The 15,628-nt window shown below is 74.6% G+C and carries 16 protein-coding genes; 5 read left to right on the top strand and 11 right to left on the bottom strand.

All coding sequences use genetic code 11. The annotated features are described in order from the left end of the window. On the bottom strand, positions 1–1,419 hold a 1,419-nt coding region (locus KIK08_RS31060), incomplete at its 3' end, for an ATP-binding protein (protein ID WP_214406872.1). A gap of 175 nt (positions 1,420–1,594) precedes the next feature. Between KIK08_RS31060 and KIK08_RS31055 the strand changes: the two genes are divergently transcribed. From KIK08_RS31055 to KIK08_RS31045, 3 genes are read left to right on the top strand one after another with little or no spacing between them, the layout of a single operon-like run. Then, a complete protein-coding gene (locus tag KIK08_RS31055; protein ID WP_250558176.1) occupies positions 1,595–1,954 on the top strand; it encodes a cupin domain-containing protein in 360 nt (119 codons plus the stop codon). Further along, positions 1,951–2,520 (top strand): TIGR03086 family metal-binding protein, encoded by a 570-nt coding sequence (locus KIK08_RS31050; RefSeq protein WP_214406870.1) that lies wholly within the window; start codon positions 1,951–1,953, stop codon positions 2,518–2,520. The genes KIK08_RS31055 and KIK08_RS31050 overlap by 4 nt, the downstream gene beginning before the upstream one ends. After that, entirely contained in the window at positions 2,517–2,873 is a 357-nt protein-coding gene (locus KIK08_RS31045; RefSeq protein WP_214406869.1) for a nuclear transport factor 2 family protein, read from the top strand. The genes KIK08_RS31050 and KIK08_RS31045 overlap by 4 nt, the downstream gene beginning before the upstream one ends. 775 nt (positions 2,874–3,648) lie before the next feature. Here KIK08_RS31045 and KIK08_RS31040 read toward each other — a convergent pair. From KIK08_RS31040 to KIK08_RS31030, 3 genes are read right to left on the bottom strand one after another with little or no spacing between them, the layout of a single operon-like run. Then, positions 3,649–4,020, bottom strand: coding sequence for a DUF2255 family protein (locus KIK08_RS31040; protein WP_214406868.1), 372 nt, complete (start codon positions 4,018–4,020; stop codon positions 3,649–3,651). Further along, positions 4,017–5,249 carry an RNA polymerase sigma factor gene (locus KIK08_RS31035; RefSeq protein WP_214406867.1) on the bottom strand — a complete coding sequence of 411 codons (1,233 nt, stop codon included), beginning with the start codon at positions 5,247–5,249 and terminating at the stop codon, positions 4,017–4,019. Before KIK08_RS31035 ends, KIK08_RS31040 begins: the two co-directional genes overlap by 4 nt. Positions 5,250–5,293: 44 nt before the next feature. Further along, positions 5,294–5,713: a YciI family protein gene (locus tag KIK08_RS31030; RefSeq protein ID WP_308258007.1), complete on the bottom strand. Its 420-nt coding sequence runs from the start codon at positions 5,711–5,713 to the stop codon at positions 5,294–5,296. A gap of 188 nt (positions 5,714–5,901) precedes the next feature. On the opposite strand from KIK08_RS31030, the gene KIK08_RS31025 reads away from it, so the two are divergent. Further along, positions 5,902–6,909: a glycoside hydrolase family 183 protein gene (locus tag KIK08_RS31025; protein ID WP_214406865.1), complete on the top strand. Its 1,008-nt coding sequence runs from the start codon at positions 5,902–5,904 to the stop codon at positions 6,907–6,909. 3 nt (positions 6,910–6,912) lie between these two features. On the opposite strand, the gene KIK08_RS31020 is transcribed toward KIK08_RS31025, so the two are convergent. The 7 genes from KIK08_RS31020 to KIK08_RS30990 form a co-directional block, all read right to left on the bottom strand. Beyond that, positions 6,913–8,826 carry a flavin-containing monooxygenase gene (locus KIK08_RS31020; protein WP_214406864.1) on the bottom strand — a complete coding sequence of 638 codons (1,914 nt, stop codon included), beginning with the start codon at positions 8,824–8,826 and terminating at the stop codon, positions 6,913–6,915. Positions 8,827–8,834: 8 nt separating this feature from the next. Further along, positions 8,835–9,995 carry an amidohydrolase family protein gene (locus tag KIK08_RS31015; protein ID WP_214406863.1) on the bottom strand — a complete coding sequence of 387 codons (1,161 nt, stop codon included), beginning with the start codon at positions 9,993–9,995 and terminating at the stop codon, positions 8,835–8,837. Continuing rightward, positions 9,992–11,134 carry an alpha-hydroxy acid oxidase gene (locus tag KIK08_RS31010; RefSeq protein ID WP_214406862.1) on the bottom strand — a complete coding sequence of 381 codons (1,143 nt, stop codon included), beginning with the start codon at positions 11,132–11,134 and terminating at the stop codon, positions 9,992–9,994. The genes KIK08_RS31015 and KIK08_RS31010 overlap by 4 nt, the downstream gene beginning before the upstream one ends. A gap of 133 nt (positions 11,135–11,267) precedes the next feature. Continuing rightward, the gene (locus tag KIK08_RS42010) at positions 11,268–12,509 is read right to left on the bottom strand and encodes a PucR family transcriptional regulator (RefSeq protein ID WP_214406861.1); all 1,242 of its coding nucleotides are present in this window, start codon (positions 12,507–12,509) and stop codon (positions 11,268–11,270) included. A gap of 95 nt (positions 12,510–12,604) precedes the next feature. Next, positions 12,605–13,696: an amidohydrolase family protein gene (locus KIK08_RS31000; RefSeq protein WP_214406860.1), complete on the bottom strand. Its 1,092-nt coding sequence runs from the start codon at positions 13,694–13,696 to the stop codon at positions 12,605–12,607. Next, positions 13,693–14,154, bottom strand: a complete 462-nt coding sequence (locus KIK08_RS30995; protein WP_214406859.1) for a Rieske (2Fe-2S) protein — start codon at positions 14,152–14,154, stop codon at positions 13,693–13,695. The genes KIK08_RS31000 and KIK08_RS30995 overlap by 4 nt, the downstream gene beginning before the upstream one ends. Then, on the bottom strand, positions 14,151–14,930 hold the full coding sequence (locus KIK08_RS30990) for an HpcH/HpaI aldolase family protein (protein WP_214406858.1): 780 nt from the start codon (positions 14,928–14,930) through the stop codon (positions 14,151–14,153). Before KIK08_RS30990 ends, KIK08_RS30995 begins: the two co-directional genes overlap by 4 nt. 139 nt (positions 14,931–15,069) lie before the next feature. Here KIK08_RS30990 and KIK08_RS30985 point away from each other — a divergent pair. Next, the coding region (locus tag KIK08_RS30985; protein WP_214406857.1) for an ASCH domain-containing protein at positions 15,070–15,628 on the top strand (559 nt) is incomplete at its 3' end.

Genomic DNA, 15,628 nt, shown 5'->3' with positions numbered 1-15,628 from the left:
CCGCTGCCCGGCCCGGCCGAGCTCGGCGACCAGCGCCGCCGTCGCCGCGCCCGGGTCCGGCGCCGGGCGCCCGGCGAGCCCGTGCAGCACCTCGGCCACCGCGAACGGTGTGCCGTCGGTCGCCTCCAGGATCTCCCCGGCCAACGCCGGGTCACCGACCAGGGCCGTGACCGCGGCGGCCGGCAGCGGCCCGAGCGTGATCTGCCGGTCCGCGACCAGCGACGCCCGCACGGTGGGCGGCAGCTCGGGTCGGTGGGCGAGCACGGCGGTGAGCGCCGGAACGCGGGCGAGCGCCGAGCCGATCAGGGTCACGCTGCTGGGATCGGCCCACTGCAGGTCGTCGACGACGAGCAGGGCGCCGTCGCGGGCGGCGGCTTCGAGCAGCCGCACCCCACCGGCCAGGAGCAGGGCGCGCAGGGACTCCCCGCCCGGTGCGGGATCGCCACCGAGCTCGGGCAGCAGGACGGCGAGGGCGTCGCGGCTGCGGGCCGGCAGGAGGTCGACGACGGCGGCGTCCACCGCGAGCGCCTCGCGCAACAGCGACCGGGCCAGGCTCCACGCCTCGGCCCGCTCGGGCAGGAACGCCCTGGCCGTGATCACCACCCGCGGCCAGGTGCCCGCCAGCTCGGCGAGCAGCCGGGACTTCCCGCAGCCGGCCGGGCCAACCACGACGGCGACGCCGCCCGCGCCGGTGGTCTCGCGGAGCGCGGCCAGCTCGTCGTCGCGCCCGACGAACGCGAGCGGGCCGGCGTGCGCCGCGGCCGGCCGGGGTTCGGCCCCGCCGCGCAGCAGCGCCATCTGCAGCCGTTGGACCTGCGGGGACGGGTCGATCCCGAGCTCGTCGTTGAGGCGGCCGCGCAGCTCGTGCAGGCGGGCCAGCGCCCCGGCCGGGTCCCCGGCCGCGGCCAGCGCCTCGGCCAGGACGAGCGCGGCCGACTCGTCGAGCGGCTCGGCCTCCACGGCGTCGCCCGCGCACGCCACGGCGGCCCGGGGGTCGCCGAGCCCCAGTGCGGCCCGCGCGGCCCGCACGCACAGCTCGATGTGGGCGCGTCGCAACCGCTCCCGCGGCCCGTGCGCCCACTCGGCGTAGGTGTCCTCGGGCAGCGGTTCGGCCCAGAGCGCGAGCCCGGACGCGCAGGCCCGCGCCACCGCGGCGTGCTCCTCGCCGGCCGCCCGGGCGTCCGCCACCGCGGCGAGCAGGTCGGCGATGTCGGTCGAGCACGCGCCGAGCGCGTACCCCCGGCTGCCCGTGACGATCACGTCCGGGCTGCCCGCCGCCCGCCGCGCCCGGTTGACCAGCACGGACAGGTTCGTGGCGAGGTCGACCGGCATCCGGTCGGGCCACAGCGCCTCGGCGAGGACGTCGTGCGGGACGAGGTCCGGTTGCCGAACGGCCAGCACCCGCAACAGCGTGCGCACCTTGCGACCACCGAACGCCGCCGGCGGCACCACTGCTCCGTCCCGCCGCACCTCGAAGCGACCTAGCAGCCGCAGGCACACGCCCATCCGGACATCGTCCTCGACCGCCAACCAACCGCAAGGTCTCGTTCGTACCGTCCTCGCCGTCCACCGGACCCGACCAGAGGAGGACGTGATGTACGAACAGCAGGACTTCGCGACGCCGACCGAGACCCGGACGTTCCCGCACGGACGGGCCGACATCCTGCGCATCGGTGGCGCCGACATCGGCAGGCTGACCCTGGAACCGGGGTGGCGGTGGTCGGCCGACGTCAAGCCGCTGGCCGGGACCGAGCTGTGCGAGGCACCGCACTTCCAGTACCACGTCGCCGGCACCCTGCGGGTGCGCACGGCCGACGGGACGGAGTTCGACGCCACCCCCGGCCAGGTCACCGCGCTGCCGTCGGGCCACGACGCCTGGGTCGTCGGGGCCGAGCCGGTCGTGGTCGTCGACTGGTGGGGCGCGTCGAACTACGCCCGGGGCGAGACGTCATGACCACCGCCACCACCTCGGTGGCAGCGCTGTACGAGCGGTGCAGCGCGGGGTTCGCGGCCCGGGTGGGCGAGATCGCCGGACGGTGGTCGGACCGCACCCCGCTTCCCGGCTGGGACGTCCGCGACCTGGTGCACCACGTCGTCGCCGAGGAGCGCTGGACGCCACCGCTGCTCGCCGGGGCCACGATCGCCGAGGTCGGCAGCGCGCTCGACGGCGACCTCCTCGGAGCCGGAACGACCGCCGCCGAGGCCGCGGCCGCCGCCGCGCTCGCCGCCGTGACGGCGCAGGGCGCGCTGGAGCGGATCGTGCACCTGTCCTACGGCGACGCCCAGGCGCCCGAGTACGTCATGCAGCTGGCCGCCGACCACCTCGTGCACACCTGGGACCTGGCCCGCGCGCTGGGCACCGACGAGCGCCTCGACCCCGACGCCGTGGACGCGGTGCTCGCCTGGTTCGCCGACGCGGAACCCGCCTACCGCGCGGCCGGCCTGATCGGGCCGCGCGCCGTCCCGGCCGCCGACACCCCCCAGCACCACCTGCTGGCCCGCTTCGGGAGGACCGCATGACCACCGCGAGCACGACCGCGGCCGACGAGGCCGTCACCCGGTTCAACCAGGCCTTCGCCGCGCAGGACGTGGCGGCCGTGATGACCGCGATGACGCCGGACTGCGTCTTCGAGGACACCACCCCACCGGACGGGACCCGGCACGTCGGGGCCGACGCGGTCCGGGCGGCCTGGACCGCCCTGTTCACCGCCTCGCCCGAGGGGGTGTTCGAGACCGAGGAACGCTTCGCCTGCGGCGACCGCGTGGTCGTGCGGTGGCGCTACCGCTGGTCGGACGGGCACGTGCGCGGCATCGACGTGTTCACCGTGCACGACGGCCTCGTCGCCGAGAAGCTCGCCTACGTCAAGGGCTGAGCTGCAGGTGAGGGGGCCGTCCCGGCTTGGTCGCCCCGTCGAGAACGACGTTGTCGTGATCAACAGGGCCTGTGGATCACGACAACGTCGTTCTCGACGGGGGCGGCGGGGCGCTCGTCTCGTGCCGGCGCGGGGCTCTTGCGGTGAGCGCCGTAGGCGCGAACCCTGGGGCGCGCGTAGCGCGCCCACACCCACTCCGGGACCCTGCTTGATCAGAGGTCGCCCGCCGCGGAGGTGCCGCCGGAGGCGACTGGCCCACCCGCTCGGACATCGCCCTTCGCCCAGGCGTGACTGGGCCGAAGGCGCCGTTACGCCGGCTGGTCACCTCGCCCAGTGACGCTTCGGTTTACTGCGCCTCCGGCGGCGCTTCCAGCGGGGACCTCAGCTCAAGCAGGGGGGTCGTGCTCCGGCGAGATGTGAGCGCTGCGCGCCCACCGGGCCTGCGACGTCCCCCGCCAGCCCTGCGACGACTGACCAGCGGCTGCGATGTCCCCGTCAGCGCTGCGCGACCGGGCCGACTGGCGTCCTCGCAGCACCAGGTGTGGGCGCGCAGCCCGCCGGCGCGCTGCGACGACCCAGCCAGCGCTGCGACGTCCCCCGTCAGCGCTGCGAGACCACACCAGCCTTGCGAGGCCACCCTCCCTCGCTGCGTCGCACCGGGCGAGCGCGACTCTCGTCCAACCCGGCCGCACGAGCGCGGCTCTCGTCCAACCCCGCTGCACGAGAGCGGCTCTCGTCCAACTCGGCGCTGATCGCCCCGAGCGCGGCGGGGTGGCTACTCGGGGGTGAGGCGCAGGGTGGTCGCGACGGCGGTGTCGGTGACCATGGAGTCCGCCCCGCTCCCGTACTTGGCGCGGTAGGCGTCGTCGACCGCGGCGCCGAGCCGGGTCGACGCGGCGCCGACGTCCTCGACGGTGACGTCGGCTTCCCGGCCCGGGACGCGGATGCGGGCCCGGCGGGAGCGCAGGGCGCGGCCGTACCAGCCGGTGTCGCGGCGGTACCAGGTCCGCACGTACACCTGGTCGTCGGCGCGCACGACCCAGATCGGCAGCCACCTGCCGGGACGGCCGTCGGGGCGCTCGACGGCGATCTCCAGTTCCCGGGCCGCGTCGATCAGGCGCAGGTCCTCGGCGGACCAGCCGCTCACCCGCACTCCTGGGCGCGGGCGAGCAGCAGGTCGCGCTCGCGTTCGTTGAGGGTGAGCCCGGCGGCCCTCTCGAACTCGGCCCTGGCCTCGACCGGGCGGCCCAGCTTGGCCAGCAGGTCGCCGCGGACGCTGGGCAGCAGGTGGTAGTCGCGCAGCCGGTCGCCCAGGCCGTCGACGAGGTCGAGGGCGACGGCCGGGCCGTCGGCCATCCCGACGGCGACCGCGCGGTTCAGCTCGACGACCGGCGAGGGCACCACCCGGGCCAGGACGGCGTAGAGGGCGGCGATGCGGGGCCAGTCGGTCTGGTCGGCGGTGCGGGCGCGGGCGTGGACGGCGGCGATCGCGGCCTGCAGCGCGTACGGGCCGATGGCGCCGCCCAGCTGCTCGGCGCGGGCCAGGCCGGTCAGGCCGCGGTGGATGAGCAGCTGGTCCCAGCGGCCGCGGTCCTGGTCGAGGAGGGTGACGATCGCGCCGTCGGGGCCGGTGCGGGCCCGCAGCCGGGAGGCCTGCAGCTCCATCAGCGCCAGCAGGGCGTGCACCTCGGGCTCGGTGGGCACGAGGGCGGCCAGGACCCGGCCAAGGCGCATCGCCTCCTCGCACAGCGCCGGGCGCAGGTGGTCCTCGCCCGCGGTGGCCGCGTAGCCCTCGTTGAACACGAGGTAGACGACGGCCAGCACGGAGGCCAGCCGGGGCGCCAGCTCGTCGGCGCCGGGCGCGGAGAAGCCCACCCGGGCCTCGGCCAAGCTGCGCTTGGCCCGGACGATGCGCTGGGCCATGGTCGTCGTGGGGACGAGGAACGCGCGGGCGATCTCCTCGGTGGTGAGGCCGGCCAGCATCTTCAGCGTCAGCGCGGCCTGCGCCTCCGGGGTGAGCACCGGGTGGCACGCGGTGAACATCAGCCGCAGCACGTCGTCCTCGACCGGCTCGGGCAGCTCCGGCCCGTCGGGCCGCGGCAGCTCCCGGCCGAGCAGCTCGACCTTCCCGGCCAGCGTGACCTCGCGGCGGATCTCGTCGATCGCCCGGCGCTTGGCCACGGTCATCAGCCAGGCGCCCGGGTTGTCGGGGATCCCGGACGCCGGCCACTGCTCGAGGGCCGCGACCAGCGCCTCCTGGGCGAGGTCCTCGGCCCGGCCGACGTCGTTGACGAGGCGGGCCAGCCCGGCGATCAGGCGGGCCGCCTCGATCCGCCAGACCGCCTCGACGGCGCGGTGGGCGGCGGTGCTGGTCACCCGCGGAGGTAACCGCACCGCCGCCGAGCCGCGCAACCGCGCAGCTAGCCGTGCCGCTCGGCCGCGGTGGCCTCCATGTCGGTGATCCGCTCGCGCTGCTCGGCGGTCAGCGCCTCACCGACGTCCGCGGGCTCCAGGAACGGCCGGATCTCCAGCTCGAAGCCCTCCCCCATGGTGTTGGGGCAGCGCTTGAACCACTCGACGGCCTCCTCCTTCGACGCCACCTCGATGATCCAGTAGCCGGCCACCAGCTCCTTGGTCTCGGCGAACGGTCCGTCGATCACCGTGCGCTCGTTGCCGGTGAACCGGATCCGGGCGCCGGCGGAGCTCGGCTTGAGACCGTCGGCCGCGAGCAGGATGCCGGCCTTGACCAGCTCCTCGTGGAAGGCGATCGCCGCCGCCATGTCCTCGGCCTTCGGGGGCACCCCGGCCTCGGAGTCCGCCGTCGCCTTCATCATCACCATGAACCGCATCGTCGTGCCTGCCTTCCTCCGCCCGGGCCCCGCTCGTGCCGACCGGTCCCGACCCGCGCTCGCCAGGGCGTCGAACGGCCGGGCGCGGCTTCGACATCGTCGTCGGAGAATCTTCGCGCGGCGCGTCCGGCGGGTCGGATCGGCTATACGTGGGCCGGTCATCTCGGCGAGGAGGAGCGATGCGGCTCGGCACCAAGGTCGTCGACCTCACCGGCCCCGGTCTCACCGACCGCTTCGGCATCGGCGGCACCGACCTGGGCACTACGACGACCGCCCCGCAGGGCCACCTGGTCTCGGTGTTCGGGGACACCTTCCGGCGGGCGACCGTGGGCGGGCCCGGCTGGCGCTCGCCGGTCGCGCTGTTCGCCGATCCGGCCAGCGTGCCCACCGGCCTGCGCTGGACCGGCTCGGCCGGCCGCGGCGCCTACGCCCACCAGGTCGTCCGGTACACCCACCACGGCTGGCGCCGCTGGGGCCGGCGGGTGCGCCGGGTGACGACCGTCCTGCCGACCGACGTCATCGCCATCGGCGACAGCCTGTACCTGCACACCATGGTCTGCCGCGAGCTGGGCAACGTCCGCTGGACCGAGCTGCACCGCTCCCGCGACGGCGGGCGCACCTGGCGGCCCACCGGGACCCGCTTCCCCGCCGACCTGCACGGCGGCCTGTTCCAGATGCTGACCTGGGAACGCGGCACCGACGGCTGGGTCTACGCGCTCACCACCGGCTTCCAGCGGGCGCACGGCCTGCTGCTGCACCGGGTGCCCGAGACCGCGTTGACCGACCCCGCGGCCTGGCAGAGCTGGGGCCCGGCCGCCGGCCGGTGGGCCTGGGGCAACCCGCCCGCACCCGTGCTCGACGGCCGGTTCGGCGAGCTGTCGCTGCGCCGCGTCGACGACCGCTGGGTGCTGGCGGGGTTCGACGAGGCCCACTACCGCATCGACGTCCGCGTGCTGGACGCACCGACCGCCGACCTGCGCGCCGCGCCGGTGGCGACCGTGCTGCGCGGCTGCGCCTGGGACGACGAGGACCACGCCGGCGGGCGGGTCGCGCAGCTCTACGGCGGCTACGTGCTGCCCGGCTCGACCCTGCGCGAGCTGCACCTGGTGGTCAGCCAGTGGAACACCGCGACCAACTGGCCGTACCGGGCGATGCAGTTCCGCGCGGACGTCTCCGGCATCGCCTGAGGGTCAGCGCAGCACGAAGTCGTCGGGGTCCGGGTGGCGCAGCCACCGCCACACCTCGGTGCCCTCGAACGGGCAGTTCGCGGCGGAGCGGCCGTGCTCGTTGCGGTAGTAGTTGCGCGCCCGCGGGTCGCTCCAGGCCCGCAGCCGCTCGCGGGCGTCCAGTTCGTCGTTGTGGCGCCGGTACGCCTCGGTCGTCACCTCGACCGAGCGCTTGCCGGTCAGCAGCAGCTCTTCCACGCGTTCCAGGGCGAACCGGGTCATCAGCTCGGAGAAGGTGACGACGCCGAGGCTGAACGGGTTGGTGTTGGGCCCGTAGAGCATGAAGAAGTTCGGGAAGCCGGGCAGCATCGTGCCGACCCAGGCGCGGGCGCCGTCGCGCGACCAGAGGTCCGCCAGGCTCGTGCCGCCGCGGCCCTTGACCTCCATCGGCCACAGGAAGTCGTTGGCCTTGAAGCCGGTGGCGTAGACGAGCACGTCGAACCGGTGCTCCCGCCCGTCGACGGTCTCGATCCCGTGCTCGGTGACCCGGCCGATGCCCTCGGTGACCAGCGAGACGTCGTCGCGCAGCAGGGCGTCGAGGACGCTGTTGCGCGCGTCGACGGCCACCGGGCGCGCGGACATCGGCGGGTGCGGCGGCACCATCTTCGCCAGCAGCTCGGGGTGCCCGCCGAGCTTGTCGCGCAGGAACGCGATCCGCCCGTCGCGGATCCGCTTGTTCAGCGGGCTCAGCGTGTCCGGGTCGTCCCAGTCGGGGTCGATCGAGAACGCGGTGCTCTGCACGTGCGGCCCGGTCAGCCAGCTGGTGCGGAACCGCAGGTAGTTCGAGTAGTGGGGCAGGTTGCGTTCGAGCCAGAGGATCTGCTCGGGGAAGGGCTCGGTGTAGCCGGGCCGGTCGAACGTCCACTGCGGGGTGCGCTGAAAGATCGTGACGTGCTCGGCGAGGTCGACGAGCTCGGGCACCATCTGGTAGCCGGTGCAGCCGGAACCGACCACCGCCACCCGCTTCCCGGTCAGGTCGAGGTCGCGCGGCCAGCGGGCGGTGTGGAACGCGGGCCCGCTGAACGCCGCCGCGCCGGGCAGCTCGGGGACGTTCGGGCGGGCCAGGAACCCGACCGCACTGATGATCGCGTGGGCCCGCCAGACCCGCTCCCCGTCCGGGCCCTGCGCGGTGACGGTCCAGGTCGCCGTGTCCTCCTCCCACACCATCGAGTCGACCTCGGTGTCGAAGTGGATGTCGCCGCGGACGCCGAACGCGTCGGCCACCCAGTTGAAGTACTTCTCGTTGTCCGCCTGCGCGCAGAACGGGTTCGGGTGCAGGTAGTCGACCCCGAAGACGTGGGTGTAGGTGCGGCTCGGGCTGTCGACGCGGGCACCGGGGTAGCGGTTCTCGTACCAGGTGCCGCCGACGCCGGGGTTCTTCTCCACGACCGCGAACGGGATGCCAGCGCGCTTGAGCTGCACGGCCGCGTTCAGCCCGCCGAGCCCGGCGCCGACCACCAGGACGAAGAACTCGTCGAGCCGCTCCGGCGGTGGCTCCTGCCGCCAGTTGAGCGAGCGCGCCCAGGGGTCGAGCGCGAGCTCCTCCAGCCACAGCTCCAGCTCGTCGGAGGCGATCGGCTCCCCGGCGGTCAGCTCCAGGCTGCGGGGCAACCGGTCGGCCGGTCCGCCGACGACGGCGTCGGCGCCCCGGTCGCGGTGGGCGCGCAGGAAGGCGGCGGCCTTGGCGCGCAGCACGGCCGCGTCCGCCGGGTCGGCCACGGCCATCGCCTCGGCCAGGCCGACGGGCTTGCGCTCCACCGGAACGGCGACGGTCTCGTCGCCGGTCAGCCAGTACAGCAGGCCCCGCAGGGCCATCGGGTCGGCGTAGCGGACGGCGTCGTCGATCGTCTCGTCACCGGCCTGGTGCAACTCGTGCATCCGATCTCCTATCGAACCTCGTAGCCGGTCCCGGGCCGCAGCGGCAGCCCGTAGAGCGCGCTCGCGTTGCCGCCCAGGATGCGGCCGAACCGCTCGACGTCGCGGCGCACCGAGAGCGGGAACGAGTCGGGCTCGTCGAAGTCCCAGTGCGGGTAGTCCGAGGAGAACATCAGCTTGTCGGCCATCCCCGAGGACTCGAACAGCGCCAGGACGTCGTCGAACCAGCGCGGGTCCTCCGGCTCCTCCATCGGCTGCGTGGTGAACCACAGGTGGTCGCGGACGTACTCCGACGGCAGCCGCTGCAGGTCCACCTCGCGGCGCATGATCCGGTGGGCGTGGTCCATCCGCCAGGCCAGCGGGACCACCCAGGACCAGCCGAGCTCGACCATCACGACCTTCAGGTCCGGGAACCGGTCGAAGGTGCCCTCGAAGACCAGGCTGGCGATCACCGGGAAGTTCAGCCCGGCGAAGTCGCAGTGCTCCTCGAAGTAGAAGTTGGCCGGGCCGGACGGGGTGATCCGGCGCCCGGACAGCACGTGGAAGCCGATCGGCAGGCCGTAGTGCTGGCAGGCCTCCAGCACGGGCTCGTACTTGCGGTGGCCGATGCCGCGCTCGTTGTCCGGCGCCAGCATCACCTGCACCCAGCGGTCGGCGTGCGGGCCCTCCTTGCGCCGCACGATCTCGGCCACGGCCAGGTCGGGGACCTCGTAGGGCAGGTTGATCGCCCCGTACCAGCGCGGGTCGTCGGCGAACCACGTCTCCTCGCGGTGGTCGTTCAGCGCGGTGCAGAACGCGGCGCAGAACTCGGCGGGCACCCGCATCCCGCCGCTGAACGGGAAGCCGCCGATGTCGTTGAGCAGGGCGGCGCTCATGTCGTAGGCGTCGAGCAACTGGTGGCGGGCGAACTCCGGGTCGCTGCCGGGCGCGCCGCCGGCCGGCGGGACGGCGTCCCAGCGGCTGGCGAACTCGCGGTGGCGCGGCCGGTCGCCGCCGGGGGCGCCGGCCCGCAGCCCGGTGTGCACCAGGTACTCCCGCCAGCGCCGCGGCAGGTGCTTGAGCACCCCGGGGATCACGGGGTTCATCGACGGGTGCACGTCCGCGTCGATGATGCCGAGCGTCGTGCGGGGCTCCGCGGCGGCGGCCGCCGGCAGGGTCGCGTCGATGGTCACGGCCGCTCCTCCCGGACGCCGACGAGCGAGCGGTCGATCTCCTTGACCGACGTGGCGCCGACCAGCGACATCGCCCGGATGATCTCGTTGTGCAGCAGTTCGAGGGTGCGGTCGACGCCGGCCTCGCCGCCGGCGGCCAGGCCGAACATGTACGGCCGCCCGACGAGCACGGCCCGGGCGCCCAGCGCCAGCGCGCGCACGACGTCGGTGCCGCGGCGCACGCCGCCGTCGAGCAGCACCTCGGCCCGACCGGCCGCCGCCTCCACGACCTCGGCCAGGACGTCGATGGTGGCCGGGGCGCCGTCGAGGTTGCGCCCGCCGTGGTTGGACACGACGATCCCGTCGACGCCCAACTCGACCATCTCGGCGACCTCGTCGCCGCGCAGCACGCCCTTGACCACCAGCGGGCCCGTCCACCGGTCGCGCAGCCAGCGGATCTCCTCGGCGGTCACCGACTTGCTGTGCATGATCGCGTCGGTGAAGTTGTGGTAGGCCCGGCGCGCGGCGAACAGGTCGACGCCTGCGCCGCCGGTGCCGAACAGGAAGTCGCGCGACCAGAACGGGTGCCCGAGCCCGGCCAGCGCGAGCCGCGGCGACGGCGTGACCGGCAGCGTGACCCCGTTGCGCAGGTCCTTCTCGCGGTACGGCTTGATCGCGGTGTCGATCGTGACGACCAGCGTGCGGTACCCGGCGCCCTCGACCCGGTCGAGCAGCTCGGCGTTCGCCGCCCGGTCCGGCTTCATGTAGAGCTGGTACCAGAGCGGGCCGGTGGCCGAGCGGATCACGACCTCGGGCCGCTCCCCGGCCCCGCCCGGCACCACGTAGACCGTCCCGGCCCGGCCGGCCGCCCGGGCGATCCCCGGCTCGGCGTCGCTGTGGCACATCCGCGCGAAGCTGCACGGCGCGAGCAGCAGCGGCATCGCCACCGGGTCGCCCAGGACCGTGGTGGCGCTGTCCACGTGCTTGACGTCGGCCAGCGCGCGGGGCCGCAAGGGGATGCGCTCGAAGGACTCCCGGTTCCAGCGCAGCGTCCGCTCGTCCCCGGCGCCGCCGTCGACGACGTCGAACACCGCCTTCGGCATCCGCCTGCGCGCGGCGCGGCGCAGGTCCTCCACGCTGTGGGCCCTGGTCATCCTCATCGGGCGGTCCCTCCTCGGCGGCGACCGTGCCACCACCCGCGACGCTGCCCGGTGCGCGACCCGGCGACTACGGCGACCGCGCCGAAGTCCGGGCGGCGTCGGTTGTGCGACCCCACAAGCACGGCCCGCCGCGTCAGCCCGCCGCGTCGCGGTAGGCCCCGCCCTCCCCGCCGCGGTGGACGGCCCGGTGCAGCCGGTCCCAGGCCAGCGCCCACCACACCTGCACGAGGTCGTCGTTGTCGCGCAGCGAGCAGCCGGTGATCGACTCGAACCGGGACAGCCGGTAGCGGACGGTGTTGGTGTGCAGGAACAGCTGCTGGCGGGTGGCCTCGATGCGGTTGCCGTTGCGCAGGTAGCACTCGACGGTCTCCAGGATCGCCGCGCCGGAGCCGCCCGCCTCCCGGTCGAGCGGTGCCACGAACCGCTCGTGCAGCAGCTCGCCGAGGTCGTGGTCGGCGAGCACCGCGGGGTGCAGGCCCAGGTCGGCCAGGCCGACCACCTCGCGGCGGCCCATCGCCAGCGCCGTCTCCATGGCCCGGGTGGCCAGCCGGAACACCGCGGGCAGCCCGTGCAGCGGGACCGGCGGCGAGACCCCGACGGCCGTCGGCGGCGGCTCGCCCGGCAGCACCGCGACGAAGCCGCACAGGTCGCCGTCGATGAGCGCCATCATCCCGTTGCGGCGCTCGCCGGTCTCCGCCACGCGCAGGTAGCGCTCCATCGTCCGCACCGAGTCGGTGCCCGGCGCCGGGCGCGCGCGGAAGGCGCGGTAGTGCCGCTCGCGGTCGAGGCCGTACGCCTCGGCCCCGGTGCCGATCTCGGAGGCGGCGATCGAGCCGGCGATGATGCGGCGCACGAAGCCGTCGCGGTCCTCCTGGGCGCGGCGCTGCATCTCCAGCTCGGCCTCGCGGTGCCCGGCGGCCAGCGCCACCATGCTCCACGCCGACCACGCCTGCTTGGTGCTGAACAGCTCCAGCAGCAGGCTGTCGCGGTACGGCGAGGGCGGGGCGTACTCGCGCACCAGGTCGACGAAGATCCTCTGGTGCTGCATGGAGGTCTGCAGCATCTCCGCCACGCCGACCCCCTGGCGGGCGCGGTCCTCGCCGACCTCGCGCAACGGGGTGTCGTCGTCGTCCGGGCCCGGGTCGCGCCGCGCACGCACGCCGTCCACCGACACCGACAGGTTGCGCCGCCAGCTCTCCATCAGCACGTCGTGGTCGATGTGCCGGTAGGAGCTGTGGGTGAACACCCTGGCCAGCATCCGTCCGGCCATCGGGCCGTGCCCGTCGAGCAGGCCGACCTGCTGGAGCCGGTCCATCAGCGCGTCCCAGGCCGCGTCCCGCGCGGTGTCGCGCGCCGGCGTGCTCCGACGGCCCACGCCGCGCACCTCCCCGGACGTCGCTGGCTGCGCCGCGACCCCCGCGGCACCCCCGATGATGCGTCCGGGGTGCCCGCCCGTCGACCCCCGTTCGGTCAGAGCCGGTACCAGTCCCGGGCCGTGTCGGCCATGATCCGCTGCCGCATGGCGGGCGGCGCCGCGGCCAGCAGGTCGACGATGTCGTCGTCGTAGCCGTGCGGGTAGTCGGTGGCGAACATCAGCACGTCGTCCGAGCCGAACCACTCCAGGACCTTCGCAGTCTGCTCGCGCGTGCCGAGGTCGGCGGGCGCCACGGAGAACCGCAGGTGCTCGCGGATGATCTCCATCGGTCGGCGGTCGAGCCAGGGCACCTCGCGGCGCAGGCCCTTCCACTCCTTGTCCATCCGCCAGCCCCACACCGGCAGCCACGCGAACCCGCCCTCCAGCACCGACACCCGCAGCCGCGGGCAGGCCTGGAACACGCCCTCGGACACCAGGCTGGTGACCTGCGAGGTGAACGCCTGCCACTCCGCGGCGTACTCCTCGACGTAGTAGGAGCTGTAGCCGGTCGAGGACGGCGCGTCGGTGCTGACGCCGCCGAAGTGCAGCCCGGCCACCAGCCCGCGCTCGGCCATCGCCTGGAACACGGGGTGGAACTGGCGCTGGCCCCACAGCGCCGCGTGCCGCACCGGCAGCAGGACCTGCACGAACCCGGGGTGCTCGCCGACCCGCTCGATCTCGGCGATCATCGACGCCGGGTCGCGCGCGGGGATCACGAGCGTGCCGGCCAGCCGCGGGTCGCGGTCGAGCCACTCGGCCACGAGCCAGTCGTTGACCGCGCGGGCCAGCGCCGCGGCCCAGTCCGGGTGGCGCAGCGAATCGACGGCGTAGTAGCAGGTCAGGATGGCCTTCTCGACCCGCCACGGGTCCAGCACGTGCTGCTGCAGCAGCCCGAGCTCGGAGGCGGGTGGCCGGTCGGCCGGGCGCCACTGCGGGCGGCACGAGCGGTCCGACCCAGGCGGGTAGGCGAGGTTCACCCCGCTGACCGGGCCGCGCCACCCGCGCTCGGTGCACCAGGCGACCCAGTGCTTCGACATGTAGGGGAACAGCGCCTCCAGCGACGGGACGTTCGCGTGCACGTCGCAGTCGATGACCGCGCCCGGCCAGACCTGGTCCCGGGTGACGCCCTCCAGCAGCGCGGTCGTCATCCGGCCGCCTTCCGCGCCCGGCGGAGGTCGACCACCACGTAGTCGTCCTCCACTCCGACCTCCACGGTCTCGGCGACGTAGGGCCCGGGCAGGCGCCCCGCCACCGGCAGGCCGTCCACCTCGTCCCCGCCGGCCACTTCCACCTGGTACGTGCGCAGCCGGGTCCGCGGGTCGACGTAGGACCGCCCGGTGCGGATGTCGAACTCCCAGCCGTGCCACGGGCACATGAGCAGCGCCGTCGACTCGTCGTAGTCGAACCGGCCGGGCCCCGACGAGCTCAGCCCGGCCACCACGTTGCCCCGGCACATCTGCGCGCCCTTGTGCGGGCAGCGGTTGATGAGCCCGTAGAACGAGCCGGCGATGTTGAACACGCCGACCTCCCGACCGCCGACCTCGACGAGCAGCCGCCCGCCCTCGGGGATGTCGGCGACCCGGCCGACGACGTAGCGGCCCGTCACGTCCGCTCCAGCGCCGTGCGCGCCGCTGCCCGGCCCTCCTTCAGCGCCTGCGCGGCGCCGACCGCGACCAGCCGCTGCTCCATCGCCACCGACAGGAAGTCCATGCCCCAGCCTCGGCCGATCTGGGCGTCGCCCGGCGCGAGCGCGAGCATCCCGGCCCGCTTGCCGGCCCGGTGCGCGGCATCGACGATCGCCCGGTGCTGCTCGTCGACCAGCGGGTCGGTGTAGGCCATCACCGGCTTGCCGCCGCCGGAGATGGACAGGTCGGTCGGCCCGACGAACAGCACGTCCAGGCCGGGGGTCGCGGCGATCGCGTCCAGGTTGGACATCGCCTCCAGCGTCTCGATCTGGGCGAACGTCACGATGTCGGCGTTCGCCTCGTCGAAGTACCGGACGCCGTCGGCCGCGCGGTAGGGGCCGTAGGAGCGGGTGCCCCGCGGCGGGTACCGGCACGCGGCGACGAAGCGCTCGGCCTGCTCCGGGGTGCTGATCATCGGGCACATGACGCCGCGGGCGCCCGCGTCGAGCACCCGCCCGACCAGGATCGGGTCGAGCCCGGGCACCCGCACGACCGGCACCGTCGACGACGCCGACAGCGCGATGACGGCGGTGACGACGTCGCGGTACTCGGCCATCGTGTGCTGCATGTCGATCACCACCGAGTCGAAGCCCAACCGGCCCATGACCTCGGCCGACAGCACCGAGGACCCGGAGATCCAGCAGTCGACCGCGGCCTCGCCCGCCGCCCACCGGTCCCGGATCGCGTTGTTCGCCATGCCACGCCCTTCCCGGGCCCCTCACCGTCGGGGAGACCCACCGAACGGTCACCCGGCGCGGGCGGGCGACGCATCGGCGGAATGTCCACACTCGGGCAGGTCGCCCTTGGCGGTTCGCACAGCCCAATAGCCTCTCCCCATGAGGATCCGTCCGGATGAGCTGGCGGGGATCAAGGCGGGGACCGTCGACCTCGGGTTCCGGCGCTGGGAGCGGCCGCGCGTCGTCGTCGGCACCCGGATGCGCACGGCCGTCGGGCTGGTCGAGGTCACCTCCGTCGAGCCCGTCGACGAGTCGGCGATCACCGAGGACGAGGCCCGGCGGTCCGGCGCGGCGTCGCTCGACGCCCTACGGCGCGGGTTGGCCGCGCGACCGGACGACCCGGTGTTCCGCGTGGGTCTGCGGTGGGCGGGCGAGGACCCGCGGATCGCGCTGCGCCGGCAGCGGCCCACGCCGGACGAGCTCGACGCGCTCCGGGCCCGCCTGGACCGCCTCGACGCCGCGGCGGCCACCGGGCCCTGGACCCGGGCGACCCTGGCGATCATCGACCGCTCGCCCGAGGTCCGCGCCCCGGACCTGGCCGCGGCGCTCGGCCGCGACACGGCGTCGTTCAAGCGCGACGTGCGCAAGCTCAAGGAGCTGGGGCTCACCGAGTCGCTCGACATCGGCTACCGGCTCTCGCCGCGCGGCGAGGCCGTGG

The organism is Pseudonocardia lacus, assembly GCF_018531445.1.
Lineage (GTDB): Bacteria > Actinomycetota > Actinomycetes > Mycobacteriales > Pseudonocardiaceae > Pseudonocardia > Pseudonocardia lacus.
Note: the sequence above shows the minus strand (reverse complement) of the source record. Positions and strands in the feature narration are given on the sequence as shown.